The 19,805-nt window shown below is 54.9% G+C and carries 12 protein-coding genes, 2 tRNA genes, 2 rRNA genes and 1 riboswitch; of the genes, 14 read left to right on the forward strand and 2 right to left on the reverse strand.

Annotated elements, in window-relative coordinates; genetic code table 11:
* Window positions 1-162 precede the first annotated feature (162 nt).
* From argC to oxyR, 5 genes are all read left to right on the forward strand, one after another.
* Window positions 163-1,167, forward strand: a complete 1,005-nt coding sequence (gene argC / locus ACU4F7_RS00860) for an N-acetyl-gamma-glutamyl-phosphate reductase (RefSeq protein ID WP_481637858.1) — start codon at window positions 163-165, stop codon at window positions 1,165-1,167.
* 16 nt (window positions 1,168-1,183) lie between these two features.
* Window positions 1,184-1,960 carry an acetylglutamate kinase gene (gene argB, locus ACU4F7_RS00865; RefSeq protein ID WP_481637859.1) on the forward strand — a complete coding sequence of 259 codons (777 nt, stop codon included), beginning with the start codon at window positions 1,184-1,186 and terminating at the stop codon, window positions 1,958-1,960.
* 26 nt (window positions 1,961-1,986) lie between these two features.
* Entirely contained in the window at window positions 1,987-3,204 is a 1,218-nt protein-coding gene (locus tag ACU4F7_RS00870; RefSeq protein ID WP_024557934.1) for an argininosuccinate synthase, read from the forward strand.
* Window positions 3,205-3,340: 136 nt separating this feature from the next.
* Complete coding sequence (gene argH / locus ACU4F7_RS00875; protein WP_481637860.1) at window positions 3,341-4,714, forward strand: argininosuccinate lyase; 1,374 nt, start codon at window positions 3,341-3,343, stop codon at window positions 4,712-4,714.
* Between the two features lie 289 nt (window positions 4,715-5,003).
* On the forward strand, window positions 5,004-5,921 hold the full coding sequence (gene oxyR / locus ACU4F7_RS00880; RefSeq protein WP_029590801.1) for a DNA-binding transcriptional regulator OxyR: 918 nt from the start codon (window positions 5,004-5,006) through the stop codon (window positions 5,919-5,921).
* Here the strand turns inward: oxyR and sthA are convergent.
* Complete coding sequence (gene sthA, locus ACU4F7_RS00885; RefSeq protein WP_481637861.1) at window positions 5,904-7,304, reverse strand: Si-specific NAD(P)(+) transhydrogenase; 1,401 nt, start codon at window positions 7,302-7,304, stop codon at window positions 5,904-5,906. The two genes, oxyR and sthA, sit on opposite strands and share 18 nt — an antisense overlap.
* 195 nt (window positions 7,305-7,499) lie before the next feature.
* Here sthA and fabR point away from each other — a divergent pair, with 195 nt between their 5' ends.
* The 3 genes from fabR to ACU4F7_RS00900 all read left to right on the forward strand — a co-directional run bounded on the left by fabR (window position 7,500) and on the right by ACU4F7_RS00900 (window position 10,331).
* Window positions 7,500-8,138 carry an HTH-type transcriptional repressor FabR gene (gene fabR, locus ACU4F7_RS00890; protein WP_034881898.1) on the forward strand — a complete coding sequence of 213 codons (639 nt, stop codon included), beginning with the start codon at window positions 7,500-7,502 and terminating at the stop codon, window positions 8,136-8,138.
* Window positions 8,139-8,148: 10 nt separating this feature from the next.
* Window positions 8,149-8,508, forward strand: a complete 360-nt coding sequence (locus ACU4F7_RS00895; RefSeq protein ID WP_024557939.1) for a YijD family membrane protein — start codon at window positions 8,149-8,151, stop codon at window positions 8,506-8,508.
* Window positions 8,509-9,050: 542 nt separating this feature from the next.
* Window positions 9,051-10,331, forward strand: coding sequence for an MFS transporter (locus ACU4F7_RS00900; RefSeq protein ID WP_029590798.1), 1,281 nt, complete (start codon window positions 9,051-9,053; stop codon window positions 10,329-10,331).
* A 54-nt stretch (window positions 10,332-10,385) separates the two neighbouring features.
* Here the strand turns inward: ACU4F7_RS00900 and trmA are convergent, their stop codons facing one another.
* On the reverse strand, window positions 10,386-11,498 hold the full coding sequence (gene trmA / locus ACU4F7_RS00905; protein ID WP_481637862.1) for a tRNA (uridine(54)-C5)-methyltransferase TrmA: 1,113 nt from the start codon (window positions 11,496-11,498) through the stop codon (window positions 10,386-10,388).
* A 119-nt stretch (window positions 11,499-11,617) separates the two neighbouring features.
* A riboswitch (cobalamin riboswitch) is annotated at window positions 11,618-11,799 on the forward strand.
* 69 nt (window positions 11,800-11,868) lie between these two features.
* Between trmA and btuB the strand changes: the two genes are divergently transcribed.
* From btuB to ACU4F7_RS00935, 6 genes are all read left to right on the forward strand, one after another.
* On the forward strand, window positions 11,869-13,719 hold the full coding sequence (gene btuB, locus ACU4F7_RS00910) for a TonB-dependent vitamin B12 receptor BtuB (protein WP_024557176.1): 1,851 nt from the start codon (window positions 11,869-11,871) through the stop codon (window positions 13,717-13,719).
* Window positions 13,664-14,515: a glutamate racemase gene (gene murI, locus ACU4F7_RS00915; RefSeq protein WP_481637863.1), complete on the forward strand. Its 852-nt coding sequence runs from the start codon at window positions 13,664-13,666 to the stop codon at window positions 14,513-14,515. Before btuB ends, murI begins: the two co-directional genes overlap by 56 nt.
* Window positions 14,516-14,882: 367 nt before the next feature.
* Window positions 14,883-16,424 (forward strand): 16S ribosomal RNA (locus ACU4F7_RS00920).
* A gap of 68 nt (window positions 16,425-16,492) precedes the next feature.
* Window positions 16,493-16,569, forward strand: a tRNA-Ile gene (locus ACU4F7_RS00925).
* Window positions 16,570-16,604: 35 nt separating this feature from the next.
* Window positions 16,605-16,680: transfer RNA gene (locus tag ACU4F7_RS00930), tRNA-Ala, on the forward strand.
* A gap of 156 nt (window positions 16,681-16,836) precedes the next feature.
* Window positions 16,837-19,741, forward strand: a 23S ribosomal RNA gene (locus ACU4F7_RS00935).
* Together the 16S and 23S rRNA genes with 2 tRNA genes alongside form the textbook arrangement of a ribosomal RNA operon.
* The last annotated feature ends 64 nt before the right edge of the window (window positions 19,742-19,805 follow it).

Here is a 19,805-nt window from a genome sequence, read left to right on the forward strand (position 1 = left end):
CGGATAGTATCAATATTCATGCAATATTAGTGAATAAAAATACATTAACGTTGAGCGTAAGGGAACTGCAGGGTTCCGGTCATGCGAACCACGCTCGCGAACACGGCTAAGGCCTGCGGCCAACGCCTTAAGCAAATGACGGTAAGAAGGTAAACAGCCCCGATGTTGAACACGCTGATTGTTGGCGCCAGCGGTTATGCCGGCGCAGAGCTTGCGACCTACGTGAATCGCCATCCGCATATGAACATAACCGCTTTGACGGTCTCAGCGCAAAGCAATGATGCAGGAAAATTGCTCTCCGATTTGCATCCGCAGCTGAAGGACATTCTCGATCTGCCGCTGCAGCCGATGTCCGACATCAGTGAGTTCACCAGGGACCTGGACGTGGTGTTTCTCGCCACCGCCCACGAGGTGAGCCACGATTTAGCGCCGCAGTTTCTGGAAGCGGGCTGCGTGGTGTTCGACCTCTCCGGTGCTTTTCGCGTTAACGACGCGGCCTTCTACGACAAATTTTATGGCTTCACCCATCAGCATCCGGCTCTGTTGGAGCAGGCGGTTTACGGCCTTGCCGAGTGGAACGTGGAGAAGCTGAAAGAGGCGAAGCTGGTTGCCGTGCCGGGCTGCTACCCGACGGCGGCGCAGCTCTCCTTAAAACCGCTTATCGACAACGGCCTGCTTGATCTCAGCCAGTGGCCGGTTATCAACGCCACCAGCGGCGTGAGCGGGGCAGGGCGCAAGGCGGCGATATCTAACAGCTTCTGCGAGGTGAGCCTGCAGCCGTACGGCATGTTCAACCATCGCCATCAGCCGGAAATCGCTACCCATCTGGGGACAGAGGTGATTTTTACGCCGCACCTCGGCAACTTCCCGCGCGGCATTCTGGAAACCATTACCTGCCGCCTGAAGCCGGGCGTTACCCAGGCGCAGGTGACGGAGGCGTTCCAGCAGGCGTATGCCGATAAACCGCTGGTGCGCCTGTATGAGAAAGGGGTGCCGGCGCTGAAAAATGTGGTGGGCCTGCCGTTCTGCGATATCGGCTTCGCCATGCAGGGCGAGCATCTCATCGTGGTAGCGGCCGAAGACAACCTGCTGAAAGGGGCGTCGGCGCAGGCGATGCAGTGCGCGAATATTCGCTTTGGTTTTACTGAAACGCAGTCTCTTATTTAACCGATAGTCAGGTGAGATGATGAACCCGTTAATTATTAAATTAGGTGGCGTGTTGCTGGACAGCGAAGAGGCGCTGGAGCGTCTGTTCACCGCGCTGGTGAACTACCGCGAGTCCCACCAGCGTCCGCTGGTCATCGTTCACGGCGGCGGCTGCGTGGTGGATGAGCTGATGAAAAAGCTCAACCTGCCGGTGCAGAAAAAAGATGGCCTGCGCGTTACGCCTGCTGACCAAATCGACATTATCACCGGCGCGCTGGCGGGCTCCGCCAACAAAACGCTGCTCGCCTGGTCGAAAAAACATGCTATTCCCGCCGTCGGCCTTTATCTCGGCGATGGCGACAGCGTCAACGTGACGCAGCTTGATGAGGCGCTGGGCCACGTAGGCCAGGCGCAGCCGGGTTCGCCGAAGCTGATTAATACGCTGCTCGACGCAGGCTTCCTGCCGGTGGTGAGCTCCATCGGCGTGACGGAAGCGGGCGAGCTGATGAACGTCAACGCCGACCAGGCGGCGACGGCGCTGGCGGCGACGCTTGGCGCGGATTTGATCCTGCTCTCCGACGTGAGCGGCATCCTGGACGGCAAAGGCCAGCGCATCGCTGAGATGACCGCCGCCAAAGCGGAACAGCTTATCGCCCAGGGCATCATCACCGACGGCATGATTGTTAAAGTTCACGCGGCGCTGGACGCCGCCCGCACGCTGGGCCGCCCGGTGGATATCGCCTCCTGGCGCCACGCGGAGCAGCTGCCCGCACTATTTAATGGCGTGTCCATCGGCACGCGCATTTTAGCCTAATTAAAAGTTTCTAAAGGAAAACGACAATGCAAAATCACGGCATCAAAAAAGTTGTTCTTGCCTACTCCGGCGGCCTGGATACCTCCGCCATCATTCCATGGCTGAAAGAGAACTATGAAGGCTGCGACGTGGTCGCCTGCGTGGTGGATATCGGCCAGGATCGCGACGACCTGAAAGGCGTTGAACAAAAAGCCCTGCGCTCCGGCGCCTCTGAATGCTACGTCGTCGATGCGCGTGAAGAGTTCATCAAAGATTACGTTTACCCGGTGCTGCAGACCGGCGCGCTGTATGAAGGCAGCTACCTGCTCGGCACCTCCATGGCGCGTCCGCTGATCGCGAAAGCGCTGGTGGACGTGGCGAACAAAGTGGGCGCGGACGCGCTCTGCCATGGCGCGACCGGTAAAGGCAACGACCAGGTGCGTTTCGAATCCGCCTGGGCGGCGCTGGCGCCGAACCTGAAAGTGATCGCCCCGTGGCGCGAGTGGAACCTGCGTTCCCGTGAAGCGCTGCTGGATTACCTGAAAGAGCGTGATATCCCGACCACCGCCACGCTTGAGAAAATCTACAGCCGTGACGAGAACGCCTGGCACATTTCCACCGAAGGCGGCGTGCTGGAAAGCCCGTGGAACGCGCCGAACAAAGATTGCTGGGTCTGGACCGTCGACCCGCTGGAAGCGCCGGATCAGCCGGAGCAGGTCACCGTAACCGTCGAGAAAGGCAAAGTGGTGGCGGTGAACGGCGAGCATCTCTCTCCGTTCCAGTGCCTGGAAGCGCTGAACAAGATTGGCGCGAAGCACGGCGTGGGCCGTATCGACATCGTGGAAAACCGTCTGGTGGGCATTAAGTCCCGCGGCTGCTACGAAACCCCGGGCGGCACCATCATGATGGCGGCGCTGCGCGGCGTTGAGCAGCTGGTGCTCGATCGCGACAGCTTCAAATGGCGCGAACAGGTTGGCCTTGAGATGTCTTACGTCGTGTACGACGGCCGCTGGTTCGCCCCGCTGCGTCAGTCCCTGCAGGCGGCGGCAGAGTCGCTGGCTGAGCAAGTGAATGGTGAAGTGGTGCTGCAGCTCTATAAAGGCCAGGTTACTGCGATTCAGAAGAAATCGCCGAACAGCCTCTATAACGAAGCGTTCGCGACCTTCGGCGAAGACGAAGTTTACGACCACAGCCATGCGGGCGGCTTTATCCGTCTGTTCTCGCTCTCTTCACGCATTCGCGCGCTGAACGAGCAGAAGAAGTAATCAGGCTTGATGCAAAGGGCGGCCGGCGCTTCGCTTATCCGCCCTGAGCGAGCCTAAGTATGTTGTCTGGCGGAAAAGCGCGCGCGTTATCCGCCAGTAAAAAGATAATCAGGACTGGAATTTACGGAGCGTAACTATGGCACTTTGGGGCGGACGTTTTACTCAGGCAGCGGATCAGCGTTTTAAACAGTTTAACGACTCCTTACGCTTTGATTACCGACTGGCTGAGCAGGACATCATCGGGTCGGTGGCCTGGTCCAAAGCGCTGGTGACGGTAGGCGTGTTAACGGGCGCGGAACAGCAGCAGCTGGAAGACGCGCTGTCGGTACTGCTGGAAGAGGTGCGGGAAAACCCGCAGGCGATTCTGGAAAGCGACGCTGAAGACATTCACAGCTGGGTGGAAGGCAAGCTTATCGATAAAGTCGGCGCGCTTGGCAAAAAGCTGCATACCGGACGCAGCCGTAACGACCAGGTGGCGACGGACCTTAAGCTCTGGTGCAAAGAGCAGGTCGGCGAACTGCTGACGGCCAACCGCCAGTTGCAGAGCGCGCTGGTGACCACGGCGGAAAACACGCAGGACGCGGTGATGCCGGGTTATACCCACCTGCAGCGCGCCCAGCCGGTCACTTTCGCCCACTGGTGCCTTGCTTATGTTGAAATGCTCGCCCGCGACGAAAGCCGCTTGCAGGATACGCTCAAGCGCCTGGATGTAAGCCCGCTTGGCAGCGGCGCGCTTGCAGGCACGGCTTATGAAATCGACCGCGAACAGCTGGCGGGCTGGCTCGGCTTCGCGTCGGCGACGCGCAACAGCCTGGACAGCGTTTCTGACCGCGACCACGTGCTGGAGCTGCTCTCGGATGCCTCTATCGGCATGGTGCACCTTTCGCGCTTTGCAGAAGATCTGATTTTCTTTAACTCCGGCGAGGCGGGCTTTGTTGAGCTTTCCGACCGCGTCACTTCCGGCTCTTCATTAATGCCGCAGAAGAAAAACCCGGACGCGCTGGAGCTGATTCGCGGCAAATGCGGCCGCGTGCAGGGCGCGCTCACCGGCATGATGATGACCCTCAAAGGGCTGCCGCTGGCGTACAACAAAGATATTCAGGAAGACAAAGAAGGGCTGTTCGACGCGATTGACACCTGGCTTGACTGCCTGCACATGGCGACGCTGGTGCTGGATGGCATTCAGGTGAAGCGTCCGCGTTGCCAGGAAGCGGCGCAGCAGGGTTATGCGAACGCCACCGAGCTTGCCGATTATCTGGTCGCCAAAGGGGTGCCGTTCCGTGAGGCGCACCATATCGTTGGCGAAGCGGTGGTGGAGGCGATTCGTCAGGGCAAAGCGCTGGAAGCGCTCGCGCTCGATGATTTGCAACAATTCAGTGCTGTAATCGGCGAGGATGTTTACCCTCTCCTGTCGTTGCAATCCTGTCTGGATAAGCGCGCAGCCAAAGGCGGCGTCTCTCCGGTACAGGTGAAGCTGGCGATTGACGCCGCGAAGCAACGGCTGGCTTAACTTTTTTGCTTTGCTCCTCTCAGCCTGGCCTTGTCGCCGGGCTTTTTTTATTTTTCTGCGGCTTTTCGCAGGCAAAAAAAAAGCGGACATCAGGTCCGCTAAAAGTTCACGTTGGCTTTAGTTATTCAGGTCAGAGAGATTCTCTGCCGGCAGGTTCTCAACTTAAGGGGTCAATTAGTTAAGTATCCTGCCGCTGAGGTCTATTATTCATATTCTGACTTGATAGGGATAATCGTTGATTGCTATGATATCTATCGCCATGAACTATCGTGGCGGCGGAGGATGATTAATGAATATTCGTGATCTTGAATACCTGGTGGCGTTGGCCGAACACCGGCATTTTCGCCGCGCGGCGGACGCCTGTCATGTCAGCCAGCCCACGCTGAGCGGGCAGATCCGCAAGCTGGAAGATGAACTGGGCGTAATGCTGCTGGAGCGCACCAGCCGTAAAGTGCTGTTCACCCAGGCGGGGCTGCTGCTGGTCGATCAGGCGCGCACCGTGCTGCGCGAAGTCAAAGTGCTTAAAGAGATGGCGAGCCAGCAGGGCGAAGCGATGTCCGGCCCGCTGCACATCGGCCTTATCCCTACCATCAGCCCCTATCTGCTGCCGCTGGTGATCCCCATGCTGCACCAGACTTTCCCGAAGCTTGAGATGTACCTGCACGAAGCGCAGACGCATCAGCTGCTGGCGCAACTCGACAGCGGTAAGCTCGACTGCGCCATTCTGGCGCTGGTGAAAGAGAGCGAATCCTTTATTGAGGTGCCGCTTTTCGACGAGCCGATGATGCTGGCGGTGTATGAGGATCACCCGTGGGCGAACCGCGACCGCGTGCCGATGGGCGAGCTGGCCGGTGAAAAACTGCTAATGCTGGAAGATGGCCACTGTCTGCGTGACCAGGCGATGGGCTTCTGCTTTGAAGCGGGCGCCGATGAAGACACCCATTTCCGCGCCACCAGCCTTGAAACGCTGCGCAATATGGTCGCCGCAGGCAGCGGCATTACGTTACTGCCAGCGCTTGCCGTACCGCCGGAGCGTCATCGCGACGGCGTGGTTTACCTGCCGTGCGTGAAGCCGGAGCCGAAACGCACCATCGGCCTGGTTTACCGTCCGGGCTCCCCGCTGCGCAGCCGCTATGAGCAACTGGCGGAGGCCATCCGCAAACAGATGGATGGCCATTTCGACGCCGCGTTAAAACAGGCGGTTTAAGCCATTCAGCGCAGCGACCCGATAGGCTTCCGCCATGGTCGGGTAGTTAAAGGTGGTGTTAACGAAGTACTCAATGGTGTTGCCGCCGCCTTTCTGCTCCATTATCGCCTGGCCGATATGAATAATTTCGGCTGCGCGTTCGCCAAAGCAGTGAATGCCGAGGATCTCTTTCGTCTCGCGATGGAAGAGGATCTTCAGCGTGCCGATGTTCATCCCAACGATTTGCGCCCGCGCCAGGTGTTTGAACTGCGCGCGTCCCACCTCATACGGCACTTTCATCGCCGTCAGCTGCTGTTCGGTTTTTCCGACCGAGCTGATTTCCGGAATGGTATAAATGCCGGTAGGAATATCTTCCACCAGATGGGCGGAGGCTTCGCCTTTGATCATCGCCTGCGCGGCGATGCGGCCCTGGTCGTAAGCGGCGGAGGCGAGGCTCGGATAACCGATAACATCGCCGACGGCGTAGATATGCGGCAGCGCGGTCTGGTACATGCTGTTTACTTTCAGCAGCCCGCGGCTGTCGACTTCAAGCCCGATATTTTGCAACGCCAGCGAGTCGGTATTGCCGGTGCGGCCGTTAGCGTAAAGCAGGCAGTCCGCTTTCACTTTTTTGCCTGACTTCAGGTGAACGATAACGCCGTCGTCCACCCCTTCGATTTTCTCGTACTCTTCGTTGTGGCGAATCACCACGCCGCTATTCCAGAAATGGTAGGAGAGGGAATCTGACATCTCCTGGTCGAGAAACGCCAGCAGGCGATCGCGGGTGTTTATCAAATCAACCTTGACGTTCATGCCGCGGAAGATAGAGGCGTATTCGCAGCCGATAACCCCTGCGCCGTAAATAATCACGTGACGCGGCTCATGGTGCATGCTGAGGATAGAGTCGCTGTCGTAGATGCGGGAGTGGTTAAAGTCCACGTCTGACGGATGGTAAGGACGCGAGCCGCAGGCGATAACAAACTTCTCCGCAGTCAGCGTTTCCACCGAGCCGTCCGGACAGGCGAGCGCAAGCGTATTATCGTCAACGAAATGGGCGTCGCCCTGCAAAATGGCGCAGCGGTTGCGCTCATAAAAACCCTGCCGCATGTTGGTTTGCTGATTAATGACGTTGTCGGCGTGGTTGAGAATATCGGCGAAAGAAGAACGGAGAGGGCGGGAATGGCTGCTGTATAAAGGATTCTGGTTGAACTCAATAATGCGGCTGACAGCGTGGCGCAACGCTTTCGACGGGATAGTGCCCCAGTGGGTGCAACCGCCGCCGACGTTATGGTAGCGCTCGACTACCGCTACCCGTGCTCCCTGCTTAACCAGTCCCATCGCGGCGCCTTCGCCGCCGGGGCCGGAGCCAATCACTATTACGTCATAATCGTAGGTCTGTGGCATGGTAAGGCTTACCTTATTCTTATACATAAAAACAACAGAATAGTAACATCTCTGTGCGGGTAACCCAATTATCACGCGGTTATTTCCTTGTTAACGGGAGATGGCGCGCGTAAACAATCATTCACAATCCAGTATAAACCCGGTAATTTTGTTCTCTGGTATAGTGCCGTTTCAACAGGAAGGATTCAGGCAAACGTGATGGGTGTAAGAGCGCAACAGAAAGAACGAACCCGGCGATCTTTAGTGGAAGCCGCGTTTAGTCAGCTTAGTGCTGAAAGAAGTTTTGCCAGCCTGAGCCTGCGCGAAGTCGCGCGCGAAGCGGGCATCGCGCCTACCTCGTTTTATCGGCATTTCCGCGACGTGGATGAGCTGGGGCTGACGATGGTGGATGAGAGCGGCCTGATGCTGCGCCAGCTGATGCGCCAGGCGCGCCAGCGCATCGCTAAAGGCGGCAGCGTGATCCGCACTTCCGTCTCCACCTTTATGGAATTTATCGGCAACAACCCGAACGCATTTCGCCTGCTCTTGCGGGAGCGCTCCGGCACGTCGGCGGCCTTTCGTGCGGCGGTGGCGCGGGAAATTCAGCACTTTATCGCGGAACTTGCCGATTATCTGGAACTCGAAAACGCGATGCCGCGCAGTTTTACGGAAGCTCAGGCGGAAGCGATGGTGACTATCGTCTTCAGCGCCGGGGCCGAAGCGCTTGATGTCGGGCCGGAACAGCGCAGGCAACTAGAAGAGCGGCTGGTATTGCAACTGCGGATGATCTCCAAAGGCGCTTATTACTGGTATCGCCGTGAACAGGAAAAGATGTCGCACCACGCTGAAAACTGAAGGACAGACAATGAAAACTTCTACCCAAGAAAAAGGTACCTTGCTGCTGGCGCTCATCGCTGGTCTTTCTATCAATGGCACCTTCGCGGCGCTGTTCAGCTCCATCGTACCCTTCTCTATCTTCCCGATTATCTCGCTGGTGCTGACGGTGTACTGCCTGCATCAGCGCTACCAGAACCGCACCATGCCCGTGGGCCTGCCGGGCCTTGCCGCCGCCTGTTTTATTCTGGGCGTGCTGCTGTACAGCGCGGTGGTACGTGCGGAATACCCGGCGATTGGCTCCAACTTCCTGCCCTCGGTGCTCTCCGTTGTGCTGCTGTTCTGGATTGGCTTTCGCCTGCGTCGTCGTAAAAACCAGTCTCTGGATTAAGCGCAGAGCGAAAAGTATAAAGGGCGCCCAGGCGCCCTTTGTTTTTGGCGCAGCTTTCCGCGCATTATCAGTCACAGCGTCGCACCCGGGTTTGCAATTAAAAAGAGTCTGCGCAAAAGGCGTATAAACCCGTTTTTGATCTGCTTTCTGTTTTCCGCTTTTCATCCTGCTCACTGCGGCCAGGCCGCTGTTTTTTCACTATGGCTATAAGCGCCAACCTGCGATGAAACCGTTTTCCCCCAGGCCGCACAGCATCAGGCCTTCACGCCATTAAAAAATAAGGCAGACTGCGGTTCGTCTGGCTTTTATTACTACCATTCTACAAAACAATGTTTGTTCTTAACATGAACCTTGTTTCTTTGTTGTTAATTAATAAATCAAAGCAATACTTGAACCAAAAATAATTGCTAATTTTCATCATTTGCAGAGTGGGATAGCTGTCACGACTTTCCATAAATGGATTCAATAACATTATGGAACGCTATTTCATTTTAAATGGATGTGCGTTTCCATTCCTCAAGTGTGAGATGACAGGTGTCCTGATGAAAATTATAAAAGGGTTGCGCTGGTACATGATCGGCCTGGTCATGCTGGCGACCGTATTAAACTATCTGGCAAGAAACTCATTATCGGTGGCGGCGCCGACAATGATGCATGAACTTAATATTACCATTCAGCAGTATTCTTATATCGATGCCGTTTTTAAAGGCTGCTATACCTTAATGCAGCCAGTCGCGGGGTTTATTCTCGACTTTCTTGGTACAAAAACAGGCTATATTATTTTCGCTGTTGCGTGGGGCTTACTAAATATGGCGCACGCTTTCGCCGGCTCCTGGGGCAGCCTCGCTTTTTTGCGCGGCGCGCTGGGCGCCGCCGAAGCGGCGGTGATCCCGGCCGGGCTGAAAGCCTCGTCGGAATGGTTCCCGGCTAAAGAGCGCTCCGTGGCGGTCGGGTGGTTTAACGCCGGTGCTGCTATTGGCGGGGTCATCGCTCCGCCGCTGGTCGCCTGGGCGATTCTGGCGCACAGCTGGAACTTCGCCTTCCTTATTACTGGTGGTGTAAGCTTAATCTGGGCTATCGCCTGGTATAAATTTTATAACAGCCCTGATAAACATAAAAATATCTCTAAGGAAGAGCTTAAATATATTAAAGAAGGTCAGGAAGAGCAGCATCAGGCAACTAATAATAAAAGGGCGCCAGTTTCAACTTTATTGAAAAACCGCCAGTTCTGGGGGATCGCGCTGCCTCGTTTTCTTGCCGAACCAGCGTGGGGCACGTTGAACGCCTGGATACCGCTCTTTTTATTTAAAGTCTACGGCATGGATATTAAGCAAATAGCTATGCTGGCCTGGCTGCCGATGGTATTTGCCGACGTGGGATGTATTGTTGGCGGCTATTTACCCGGTTTTTTCCAGAAGCGTTTTGGCGTGACGCTGGTGGTGTCGCGCAAGCTGGTGGTGACGGTCGGTGCGCTGTGTATGATTGGCCCGGGGCTGATTGGCCTTTACAGTAATCCCTACTTCGCCATTCTGATGCTCTGCTTCGGCGGCTTTGCGCACCAGACTCTGTCAGGCGCGCTGATTACGCTCTCTTCCGATCTGTTTGGTCGTAATGAAGTGGCGACCGCGAACGGCCTGACCGGGATGATTGGCTGGGGCGGCTCCACTATCTTTACTCTGGTGGTCGGGGCGCTGGTAGAAACAATCGGCTTTTCGCCCCTTTTCGTCATGCTGACTATTTTTGAAATGCTGGCGATGACGATTGTCTGGACGGTGATCAAAGAGCCGAAGCGTAAATACGAACACCTTAGCGCCAGTTCATAAAGCCGAACGAAGCGGAGAAAGACTCCGCTTCGCGTCGTCAGGCGCGGCGAGAACTTATTCCGCTGCGCCTTTTGCCGTCAACAGCACGCCGCATTCCATGTGATGGGTGTAAGGGAACTGATCGAACAGCGCCAGACGTTCAACATTGTGCGTTTGCGACAGCGTTTCCAGATTCCCGCAGAGGGTTTGCGGGTTGCAGGAGATATAAAGGATGCGCGGGTAAGCCTGCACCATTTTTACCGTGTCGGCATCCAGCCCGCTGCGCGGCGGATCGACGAAGATAGTCTCGCAGTGATAGCTTTTCAGGTCGATCCCTTTCAGACGGTTAAATTCGCGCACGCCGTTCATGGCCTGCGTAAACTCTTCTGCTGACATGCGGATAATCTGCACGTTGTCGATGTGGTTGGCTTCGATGTTGTACTGCGCAGCGGCCACCGAAGGTTTGGCGATTTCCGTCGCCAGCACGCGCTCAAAGTTGCGCGCCAGCGCCAGCGAGAAGTTGCCGTTGCCGCAGTAGAGCTCCAGCAGGTCGCCGCGAGCGCCTTTCGTCACATCCAGCGCCCATTCCAGCATCTGAATATTCATCGCCGCGTTAGGCTGCGTGAAACTGTTCTCTACCTGCCGATACACCATCTCTTTTCCCGCCACCGGCAGGCGCTCGTCAATGTAATCCTGGTCGAGCTCGATTTTGGTTTTTGTCGCCCGGCCAATCAGGTGCACATCAAACCCTTGCGCACGCAGCGCGTCGCGCAGCGCAGTTGCCTGCTCCCGCCAGGCTTCATCTAGCTTACGGTGATAAAGCAGCGAGACTACCGCCTGATTGCTCATCGTCGTCAGGTAATCAATCTGGAACAGCTTGTGACGCAGCGCGGGGTTATCGCGCACGCCATCAATAATGGCGGACATTAACGCATTAATCAGCTCGCTTGCCGCCGGGAAGCTGTTCACGCGGATACGCTGGCGGGTCTCTTGATCAAAAATAATGTGGTAGAGGTCGTCGCCATCGTGCCAGACGCGGAACTCGGCGCGCATACGATAGTGACTTACCGGCGAGCGAAACACCTCCGGCGCCGGCGCGTTAAAAGGGGCCATCATGTCCTGCAGGCGTACCACTTTCTCGTCCAGTTGAGCGTCGTACCGTTCTGTCGGGAGGTGTTCGGGCGTCATTATGCTTCCTGAGTGATAAAAATTTACGCGGGGATTGTAGGGAATGCAGGCGTGATGTCCAGCCCGAAACGAATGTTACGCAATATTAATAGCAGTCTGGACATCTATATGGTGCTGAATGTAGCATGCGCGTTCCGGTCTCCTTGAGTGAAAAGGGAATCCAGTGAAAAGCTGGAGCTGACGCGCAGCGGTAAAGACAGGCGGGATGATAGCGATTCGCAGACACTGCTTATATAAGCGGGAAGTCATCGTCCACTTTATGCCTCCAAGCCCGAAGACCTGCCGGAAACACGTCGCACTCTGCACGATCGTCGCGTTCTACCGATCGTGACTGCGGCATCCTTTGTATTAAGCGGATGCTTTGTTAATGATGATAAAAAAAGTCTCGCTGTTGACGGCGCTTTCCGTCACGGCTTTTTCTGGTTGGGCGCAGGAAACAAGCCCGGATTCAATGGTAGTCACCGCAAACCGTTTTCAGCAGCCTGTGAATACTGTTCTGGCGCCAATTTCCGTTGTTACGCGGGAAGATATTGAACGTTGGCAGACAAAAAGCGTAGCAGAGGTGCTGACGCGTTTGCCGGGCGTTGATCTGGCCCAGAGCGGCGGTATGGGCACTAACGCGGCGTTGTTTATTCGCGGCACGGAGTCTCGCCATGTGCTACTGCTGATTGACGGCATCCCCCTGAATAACGCCGGGATTAGTAACGCGCCGGATGTAAGCCAGATTCCTCTCTCTCTCATTCAGCGGATTGAATACATTCGCGGCCCGCGCTCTGCTTTGTATGGCTCTGATGCTATTGGCGGAGTAATTAACATTATTACGGGACGTAGCAAGCCGGGCGCGGAAATCTCCGCAGGCGTGGGCTCAAAGGGTTATCAGACTTACGACGGCGCAGTACAGCAAGAATTCGATAACACTAAAATCACTCTGGCGGGTAACTATACCTACACCAAAGGTTTTGATATCGATGCCCTGGATGCGCCTCGCCAGCCTGACCGTGATGGCTTTATGAGCAAATCTTTGTATGGCTCGGTTGAGCAGCAGATAAATGATAACCTGAGCGGCTTCTTTCGCGGCTTTGGTTACGACAATCGTACAGGTTATGACGGTTACGATACGTACGACAGTTCCTACACCACGATTATCGGCAGAGCAGATACGCGCCAGCTTTATGCCCAAAATTGGGATGCCGGACTGCGCTTTCAACAAGATTTCTGGCAGTCACAACTGGTAGCAGGCTATGGCCACAGCAAAGATCTTAACTATGATCCTAAAAAGGGTCGTTACGATGCTTCGGCCACACTCGATGATGTAAAACAGTATACGGCGCAATGGCTGAATACCTTTACGGTAGGGCAAGGTAATATCGGCGCGGGTGTTGACTGGAAGAAGCAAACCACGCGCGCGGGAACGGGCTACCTGGATGATGGCTATGAACAACGCAACACAGGCGTGTTTGTATCGGCAATGCAGCAAATCCAAAGTGTGACGCTTGAAGCCGCGGCGCGCAGAGATGACGATTCTAATTTCGGCAATCATGGAACGTGGCAGACCAGTGCTGCATGGGAGTTTATTGATGGTTATCGGATCATAGGTTCTTATGGGACTGCTTATAAAGCCCCGACCATGAGTCAGATTCACAGCAAAAATTACGGTAACCCCAATCTTGAACCGGAAGAAAGTAAACAGTGGGAAGGCGGTTTTGAAGGTTTAACGGGGCCGGTGAACTGGCGCGTGACGGCATATCGCAACGATATTGATAATTTGATTGGTTACGATGAGCAAAACCATTACTACAACGTAGATAAAGCACGCATTGAAGGTATAGAGGCTACTGCTCAGTTTGATACTGGCCCGCTTAGCCATCAAGTTTCTTTCGATTATCTGGACCCGCGTAATGCGAAAACCAATGGCATCTTAAGCCGTCGCGCTAAACAGCAGGTAAAATATCAACTCGACTGGCAGATGTATAATCTGGACTGGAACCTGGCCTACCATTATTTAGGCACGCGTTACGACAGCGACTTCAATACTTATCCTGTGCAGCGAGTGAAAATGGGCGGCGTAAGCCTGTGGGATGTCGCCGTTTCTTATCCAGTCACCTCCCACCTCACAGTTCGTGGTAAAATAGCTAACCTGTTCGATAAAGATTACGAGACGGTTTATGGCTATCAAACTGCAGGACGAGAATACACCTTGTCTGGCAGCTACACCTTCTGATGCCCGTCCTACCGTGCTGGTTTTTGATTCCGGCGTCGGTGGGCTTTCTGTTTATGATGAAGTCCGGCAGCTTCTGCCGGACCTTCATTATCTCTACGCCTTCGATAATGTGGCTTTCCCTTATGGCGAGAAAACCGAAGCGTTTATCGTTGAGCGAGTCGTTGAGATAGTGACTGCGGTCCAGCAGCGTTATCCGCTGGCGCTGGCCATTATCGCCTGTAATACCGCCAGCACGGTTTCGTTGCCTGCGTTGCGTGAAAAGTTCGCTTTCCCGGTTGTAGGGGTAGTCCCTGCGATTAAACCCGCTGCGCGTCTCACGGCGAATGGCGTAGTTGGGCTGCTTGCCACCCGCGCTACGGTGCGTCGTCCTTATACGCATGAGCTTATCGCGCGCTTCGCTACCGAATGCCAGATTGAAATGCTTGGCTCGGCAGAGCTGGTGGAGCTGGCGGAAGCGAAGCTGCATGGCGAAGCGGTCCCGCTGGATGAACTCCGTCGTATTCTGCGCCCGTGGCTGCGTATGCCGGAGCCGCCGGATACCGTAGTGCTCGGTTGTACTCATTTCCCTTTGCTTCATGAAGAGCTGATGGCGGTGCTTCCGGAAGGCACCCGACTGGTAGACTCTGGTGCGGCAATAGCGCGCAGAACGGCCTGGCTGCTGGAGCATGAAGCGCCGGATGCAAAATCGTCGGATGAGAATCTTGCCTATTGCATGGCGATGACAGAGGAAACTGAACAGTTACGGCCAGTTCTTGAGCGATATGGCTTTAAAAAGCTCGAAAAACTGCCACTTTAAGACGGTATTGAGCAAAAAAGAAACGGTTGAAAAATTATTTGAAAATAGGGCTTGTCAGTCAGCGAGAACGCCCTATAATGCGCCTCCACTGACACGGCACAACGGCATACACGCCGGCCTGACAGTAAGAATCAAAACGGAATCAAGCGAAATTAACGCTTGACTCTGAAGCGGGAAAGCGTAGTATACGCAACCCGCGCCGCTGAGAAAAAAGCGAAGCGGCACTGCTCTTTAACAATTTGTCAGACAATCTGTGTGGGCACTCAGGGCTGCGATATCTTAACGTCCCCGGACGATAAATGATTAGCAAGTCTCATGAGTGAACACGTAATTCATTACGAAGTTTAATTCATTGAGCATCAAACTTTAATTGAAGAGTTTGATCATGGCTCAGATTGAACGCTGGCGGCAGGCCTAACACATGCAAGTCGAGCGGCAGCGGGAAGTAGCTTGCTACTTTGCCGGCGAGCGGCGGACGGGTGAGTAATGTCTGGGAAACTGCCTGATGGAGGGGGATAACCACTGGAAACGGTGGCTAATACCGCATAACGTCGCAAGACCAAAGTGGGGGACCTTCGGGCCTCATGCCATCAGATGTGCCCAGATGGGATTAGCTAGTAGGTGGGGTAACGGCTCACCTAGGCGACGATCCCTAGCTGGTCTGAGAGGATGACCAGCCACACTGGAACTGAGACACGGTCCAGACTCCTACGGGAGGCAGCAGTGGGGAATATTGCACAATGGGCGCAAGCCTGATGCAGCCATGCCGCGTGTATGAAGAAGGCCTTCGGGTTGTAAAGTACTTTCAGTGAGGAGGAAGGCGTGATGCTTAATACACATCGCGATTGACGTTACTCACAGAAGAAGCACCGGCTAACTCCGTGCCAGCAGCCGCGGTAATACGGAGGGTGCAAGCGTTAATCGGAATTACTGGGCGTAAAGCGCACGCAGGCGGTCTGTTAAGTCAGATGTGAAATCCCCGGGCTCAACCCGGGAACTGCATTTGAAACTGGCAGGCTTGAGTCTCGTAGAGGGGGGTAGAATTCCAGGTGTAGCGGTGAAATGCGTAGAGATCTGGAGGAATACCGGTGGCGAAGGCGGCCCCCTGGACGAAGACTGACGCTCAGGTGCGAAAGCGTGGGGAGCAAACAGGATTAGATACCCTGGTAGTCCACGCCGTAAACGATGTCGACTTGGAGGTTGTGCCCTTGAGGCGTGGCTTCCGGAGCTAACGCGTTAAGTCGACCGCCTGGGGAGTACGGCCGCAAGGTTAAAACTCAAATGAATTGACGGGGGCCCGCACAAGCGGTGGAGCATGTGGTTTAATTCGATGCAACGCGAAGAACCTTACCTGGCCTTGACATCCAGAGAACTTTCCAGAGATGGATTGGTGCCTTCGGGAACTCTGAGACAGGTGCTGCATGGCTGTCGTCAGCTCGTGTTGTGAAATGTTGGGTTAAGTCCCGCAACGAGCGCAACCCTTATCCTTTGTTGCCAGCGGTTCGGCCGGGAACTCAAAGGAGACTGCCGGTGATAAACCGGAGGAAGGTGGGGATGACGTCAAGTCATCATGGCCCTTACGGCCAGGGCTACACACGTGCTACAATGGCGCATACAAAGAGAAGCGACCTCGCGAGAGCAAGCGGACCTCATAAAGTGCGTCGTAGTCCGGATTGGAGTCTGCAACTCGACTCCATGAAGTCGGAATCGCTAGTAATCGTGGATCAGAATGCCACGGTGAATACGTTCCCGGGCCTTGTACACACCGCCCGTCACACCATGGGAGTGGGTTGCAAAAGAAGTAGGTAGCTTAACCTTCGGGAGGGCGCTTACCACTTTGTGATTCATGACTGGGGTGAAGTCGTAACAAGGTAACCGTAGGGGAACCTGCGGTTGGATCACCTCCTTACCTTAAAGATACCTCCCTGAAGTGCTCACACAGATTGTCTGACGAAAAACGAGCAGTAAAACCTCTACAGGCTTGTAGCTCAGGTGGTTAGAGCGCACCCCTGATAAGGGTGAGGTCGGTGGTTCAAGTCCACTCAGGCCTACCAACTCTTTTGAGTTGCAGAGGTTTTAACTACTGTATGGGGCTATAGCTCAGCTGGGAGAGCGCCTGCTTTGCACGCAGGAGGTCTGCGGTTCGATCCCGCATAGCTCCACCATCACTTCAGAGTGTACTCGGTGAGTATACTGCGAAGTATTTGCTCTTTAACAATCCGGAACAAGCTGAAAATTGAAACGACACACGAAAGTGTGTTCGAGTCTCTCAAATGCTTGCAGCACGATGATGATTCTCAGGAAACATCTTCGGGTTGTGAGGTTAAGCGACTAAGCGTACACGGTGGATGCCCTGGCAGTCAGAGGCGATGAAGGACGTGCTAATCTGCGAAAAGCGTCGGTAAGCTGATATGAGGCGTTATAACCGACGATGTCCGAATGGGGAAACCCAGTGCAATCCGTTGCACTATCGTTAGCTGAATACATAGGCTAACGAGGCGAACCGGGGGAACTGAAACATCTAAGTACCCCGAGGAAAAGAAATCAACCGAGATTCCCCCAGTAGCGGCGAGCGAACGGGGAACAGCCCAGAGCCTGAATCAGCTTGTGTGTCAGTGGAAGCGTCTGGAAAGTCGCACGATACAGGGTGAAAGTCCCGTACACGAAGGCACACAGGCTGTGAGCTCGATGAGTAGGGCGGGACACGTGATATCCTGTCTGAAGATGGGGGGACCATCCTCCAAGGCTAAATACTCCTGACTGACCGATAGTGAACCAGTACCGTGAGGGAAAGGCGAAAAGAACCCCGGCGAGGGGAGTGAAACAGAACCTGAAACCGTGTACGTACAAGCAGTGGGAGCCTTCGTAAGAGGGTGACTGCGTACCTTTTGTATAATGGGTCAGCGACTTATATTCTGTAGCAAGGTTAACCGTATAGGGGAGCCGAAGGGAAACCGAGTCTTAACCGGGCGTTAAGTTGCAGGGTATAGACCCGAAACCCGGTGATCTAGCCATGGGCAGGTTGAAGGTTGGGTAACACTAACTGGAGGACCGAACCGACTAATGTTGAAAAATTAGCGGATGACCTGTGGCTGGGGGTGAAAGGCCAATCAAACCGGGAGATAGCTGGTTCTCCCCGAAAGCTATTTAGGTAGCGCCTCGTGAACTCATCTCCGGGGGTAGAGCACTGTTTCGGCTAGGGGGCCATCCCGGCTTACCAACCCGATGCAAACTGCGAATACCGGAGAATGTTATCACGGGAGACACACGGCGGGTGCTAACGTCCGTCGTGAAGAGGGAAACAACCCAGACCGCCAGCTAAGGTCCCAAAGTCATGGTTAAGTGGGAAACGATGTGGGAAGGCCCAGACAGCCAGGATGTTGGCTTAGAAGCAGCCATCATTTAAAGAAAGCGTAATAGCTCACTGGTCGAGTCGGCCTGCGCGGAAGATGTAACGGGGCTAAACCATGCACCGAAGCTGCGGCAGCAACACTGTGTGTTGTTGGGTAGGGGAGCGTTCTGTAAGCCGTCGAAGGTGGACTGTGAGGTCTGCTGGAGGTATCAGAAGTGCGAATGCTGACATAAGTAACGATAAAGCGGGTGAAAAGCCCGCTCGCCGGAAGACCAAGGGTTCCTGTCCAACGTTAATCGGGGCAGGGTGAGTCGACCCCTAAGGCGAGGCCGAAAGGCGTAGTCGATGGGAAACAGGTTAATATTCCTGTACTTGGTGTTACTGCGAAGGGGGGACGGAGAAGGCTATGTTGGCCGGGCGACGGTTGTCCCGGTTTAAGCGTGTAGGTGGGTGTTCCAGGTAAATCCGGTTCACTTTAACACTGAGGCGTGATGACGAGGCACCACGGTGCTGAAGCAACAAATGCCCTGCTTCCAGGAAAAGCCTCTAAGCATCAGGTAACACGAAATCGTACCCCAAACCGACACAGGTGGTCAGGTAGAGAATACCAAGGCGCTTGAGAGAACTCGGGTGAAGGAACTAGGCAAAATGGTGCCGTAACTTCGGGAGAAGGCACGCTGGTGCGTAGGTGAAGCGACTTGCTCGCGGAGCTGAAACCAGTCGAAGATACCAGCTGGCTGCAACTGTTTATTAAAAACACAGCACTGTGCAAACACGAAAGTGGACGTATACGGTGTGACGCCTGCCCGGTGCCGGAAGGTTAATTGATGGGGTTATCGCAAGAGAAGCTCCTGATCGAAGCCCCGGTAAACGGCGGCCGTAACTATAACGGTCCTAAGGTAGCGAAATTCCTTGTCGGGTAAGTTCCGACCTGCACGAATGGCGTAATGATGGCCAGGCTGTCTCCACCCGAGACTCAGTGAAATTGAACTCGCTGTGAAGATGCAGTGTACCCGCGGCAAGACGGAAAGACCCCGTGAACCTTTACTACAGCTTGACACTGAACATTGAGCCTTGATGTGTAGGATAGGTGGGAGGCTTTGAAGCGTGGACGCCAGTCTGCGTGGAGCCAACCTTGAAATACCACCCTTTAATGTTTGATGTTCTAACCTGGCGCCATAATCTGGCGTGGGGACAGTGTCTGGTGGGTAGTTTGACTGGGGCGGTCTCCTCCCAAAGTGTAACGGAGGAGCACGAAGGTCAGCTAATCCTGGTCGGACATCAGGAGGTTAGTGCAATGGCATAAGCTGGCTTGACTGCGAGAGTGACGGCTCGAGCAGGTGCGAAAGCAGGTCATAGTGATCCGGTGGTTCTGTATGGAAGGGCCATCGCTCAACGGATAAAAGGTACTCCGGGGATAACAGGCTGATACCGCCCAAGAGTTCATATCGACGGCGGTGTTTGGCACCTCGATGTCGGCTCATCACATCCTGGGGCTGAAGTAGGTCCCAAGGGTATGGCTGTTCGCCATTTAAAGTGGTACGCGAGCTGGGTTTAGAACGTCGTGAGACAGTTCGGTCCCTATCTGCCGTGGGCGCTGGAGAATTGAGGGGGGTTGCTCCTAGTACGAGAGGACCGGAGTGAACGCATCACTGGTGTTCGGGTTGTCATGCCAATGGCACTGCCCGGTAGCTAAATGCGGAAGAGATAAGTGCTGAAAGCATCTAAGCACGAAACTTGCCCCGAGATGAGTTCTCCCTGAGACTTTGAGTCTCCTGAAGGAACGTTGAAGACGACGACGTTGATAGGCCGGGTGTGTAAGCGCAGCGATGCGTTGAGCTAACCGGTACTAATGAACCGTGAGGCTTAACCTTACAACGCCGAAGATGTTTTGGCGTGCATTTGAGAAATTCAGCTTGTGACGGATAACCACTCATG

It is taken from the genome of Franconibacter pulveris, assembly GCF_056780215.1.

Excerpts from the sequence above, each read along its gene's own strand:
- argC (WP_481637858.1), top strand. The coding sequence starts at position 163 with ATGTTGAACACGCTGATTGTTGGCGCCAGCGGTTATGCCGGCGCAGAG.
- argB (WP_481637859.1), top strand. The coding sequence starts at position 1,184 with ATGATGAACCCGTTAATTATTAAATTAGGTGGCGTGTTGCTGGACAGC.
- ACU4F7_RS00870 (WP_024557934.1), top strand. The coding sequence starts at position 1,987 with ATGCAAAATCACGGCATCAAAAAAGTTGTTCTTGCCTACTCCGGCGGC.
- argH (WP_481637860.1), top strand. The coding sequence starts at position 3,341 with ATGGCACTTTGGGGCGGACGTTTTACTCAGGCAGCGGATCAGCGTTTT.
- oxyR (WP_029590801.1), top strand. The coding sequence starts at position 5,004 with ATGAATATTCGTGATCTTGAATACCTGGTGGCGTTGGCCGAACACCGG.
- sthA (WP_481637861.1), bottom strand. The coding sequence starts at position 7,304 with ATGCCACAGACCTACGATTATGACGTAATAGTGATTGGCTCCGGCCCC.
- ACU4F7_RS00895 (WP_024557939.1), top strand. The coding sequence starts at position 8,149 with ATGAAAACTTCTACCCAAGAAAAAGGTACCTTGCTGCTGGCGCTCATC.
- ACU4F7_RS00900 (WP_029590798.1), top strand. The coding sequence starts at position 9,051 with ATGAAAATTATAAAAGGGTTGCGCTGGTACATGATCGGCCTGGTCATG.
- trmA (WP_481637862.1), bottom strand. The coding sequence starts at position 11,498 with ATGACGCCCGAACACCTCCCGACAGAACGGTACGACGCTCAACTGGAC.
- btuB (WP_024557176.1), top strand. The coding sequence starts at position 11,869 with ATGATAAAAAAAGTCTCGCTGTTGACGGCGCTTTCCGTCACGGCTTTT.
- murI (WP_481637863.1), top strand. The coding sequence starts at position 13,664 with ATGGCTATCAAACTGCAGGACGAGAATACACCTTGTCTGGCAGCTACA.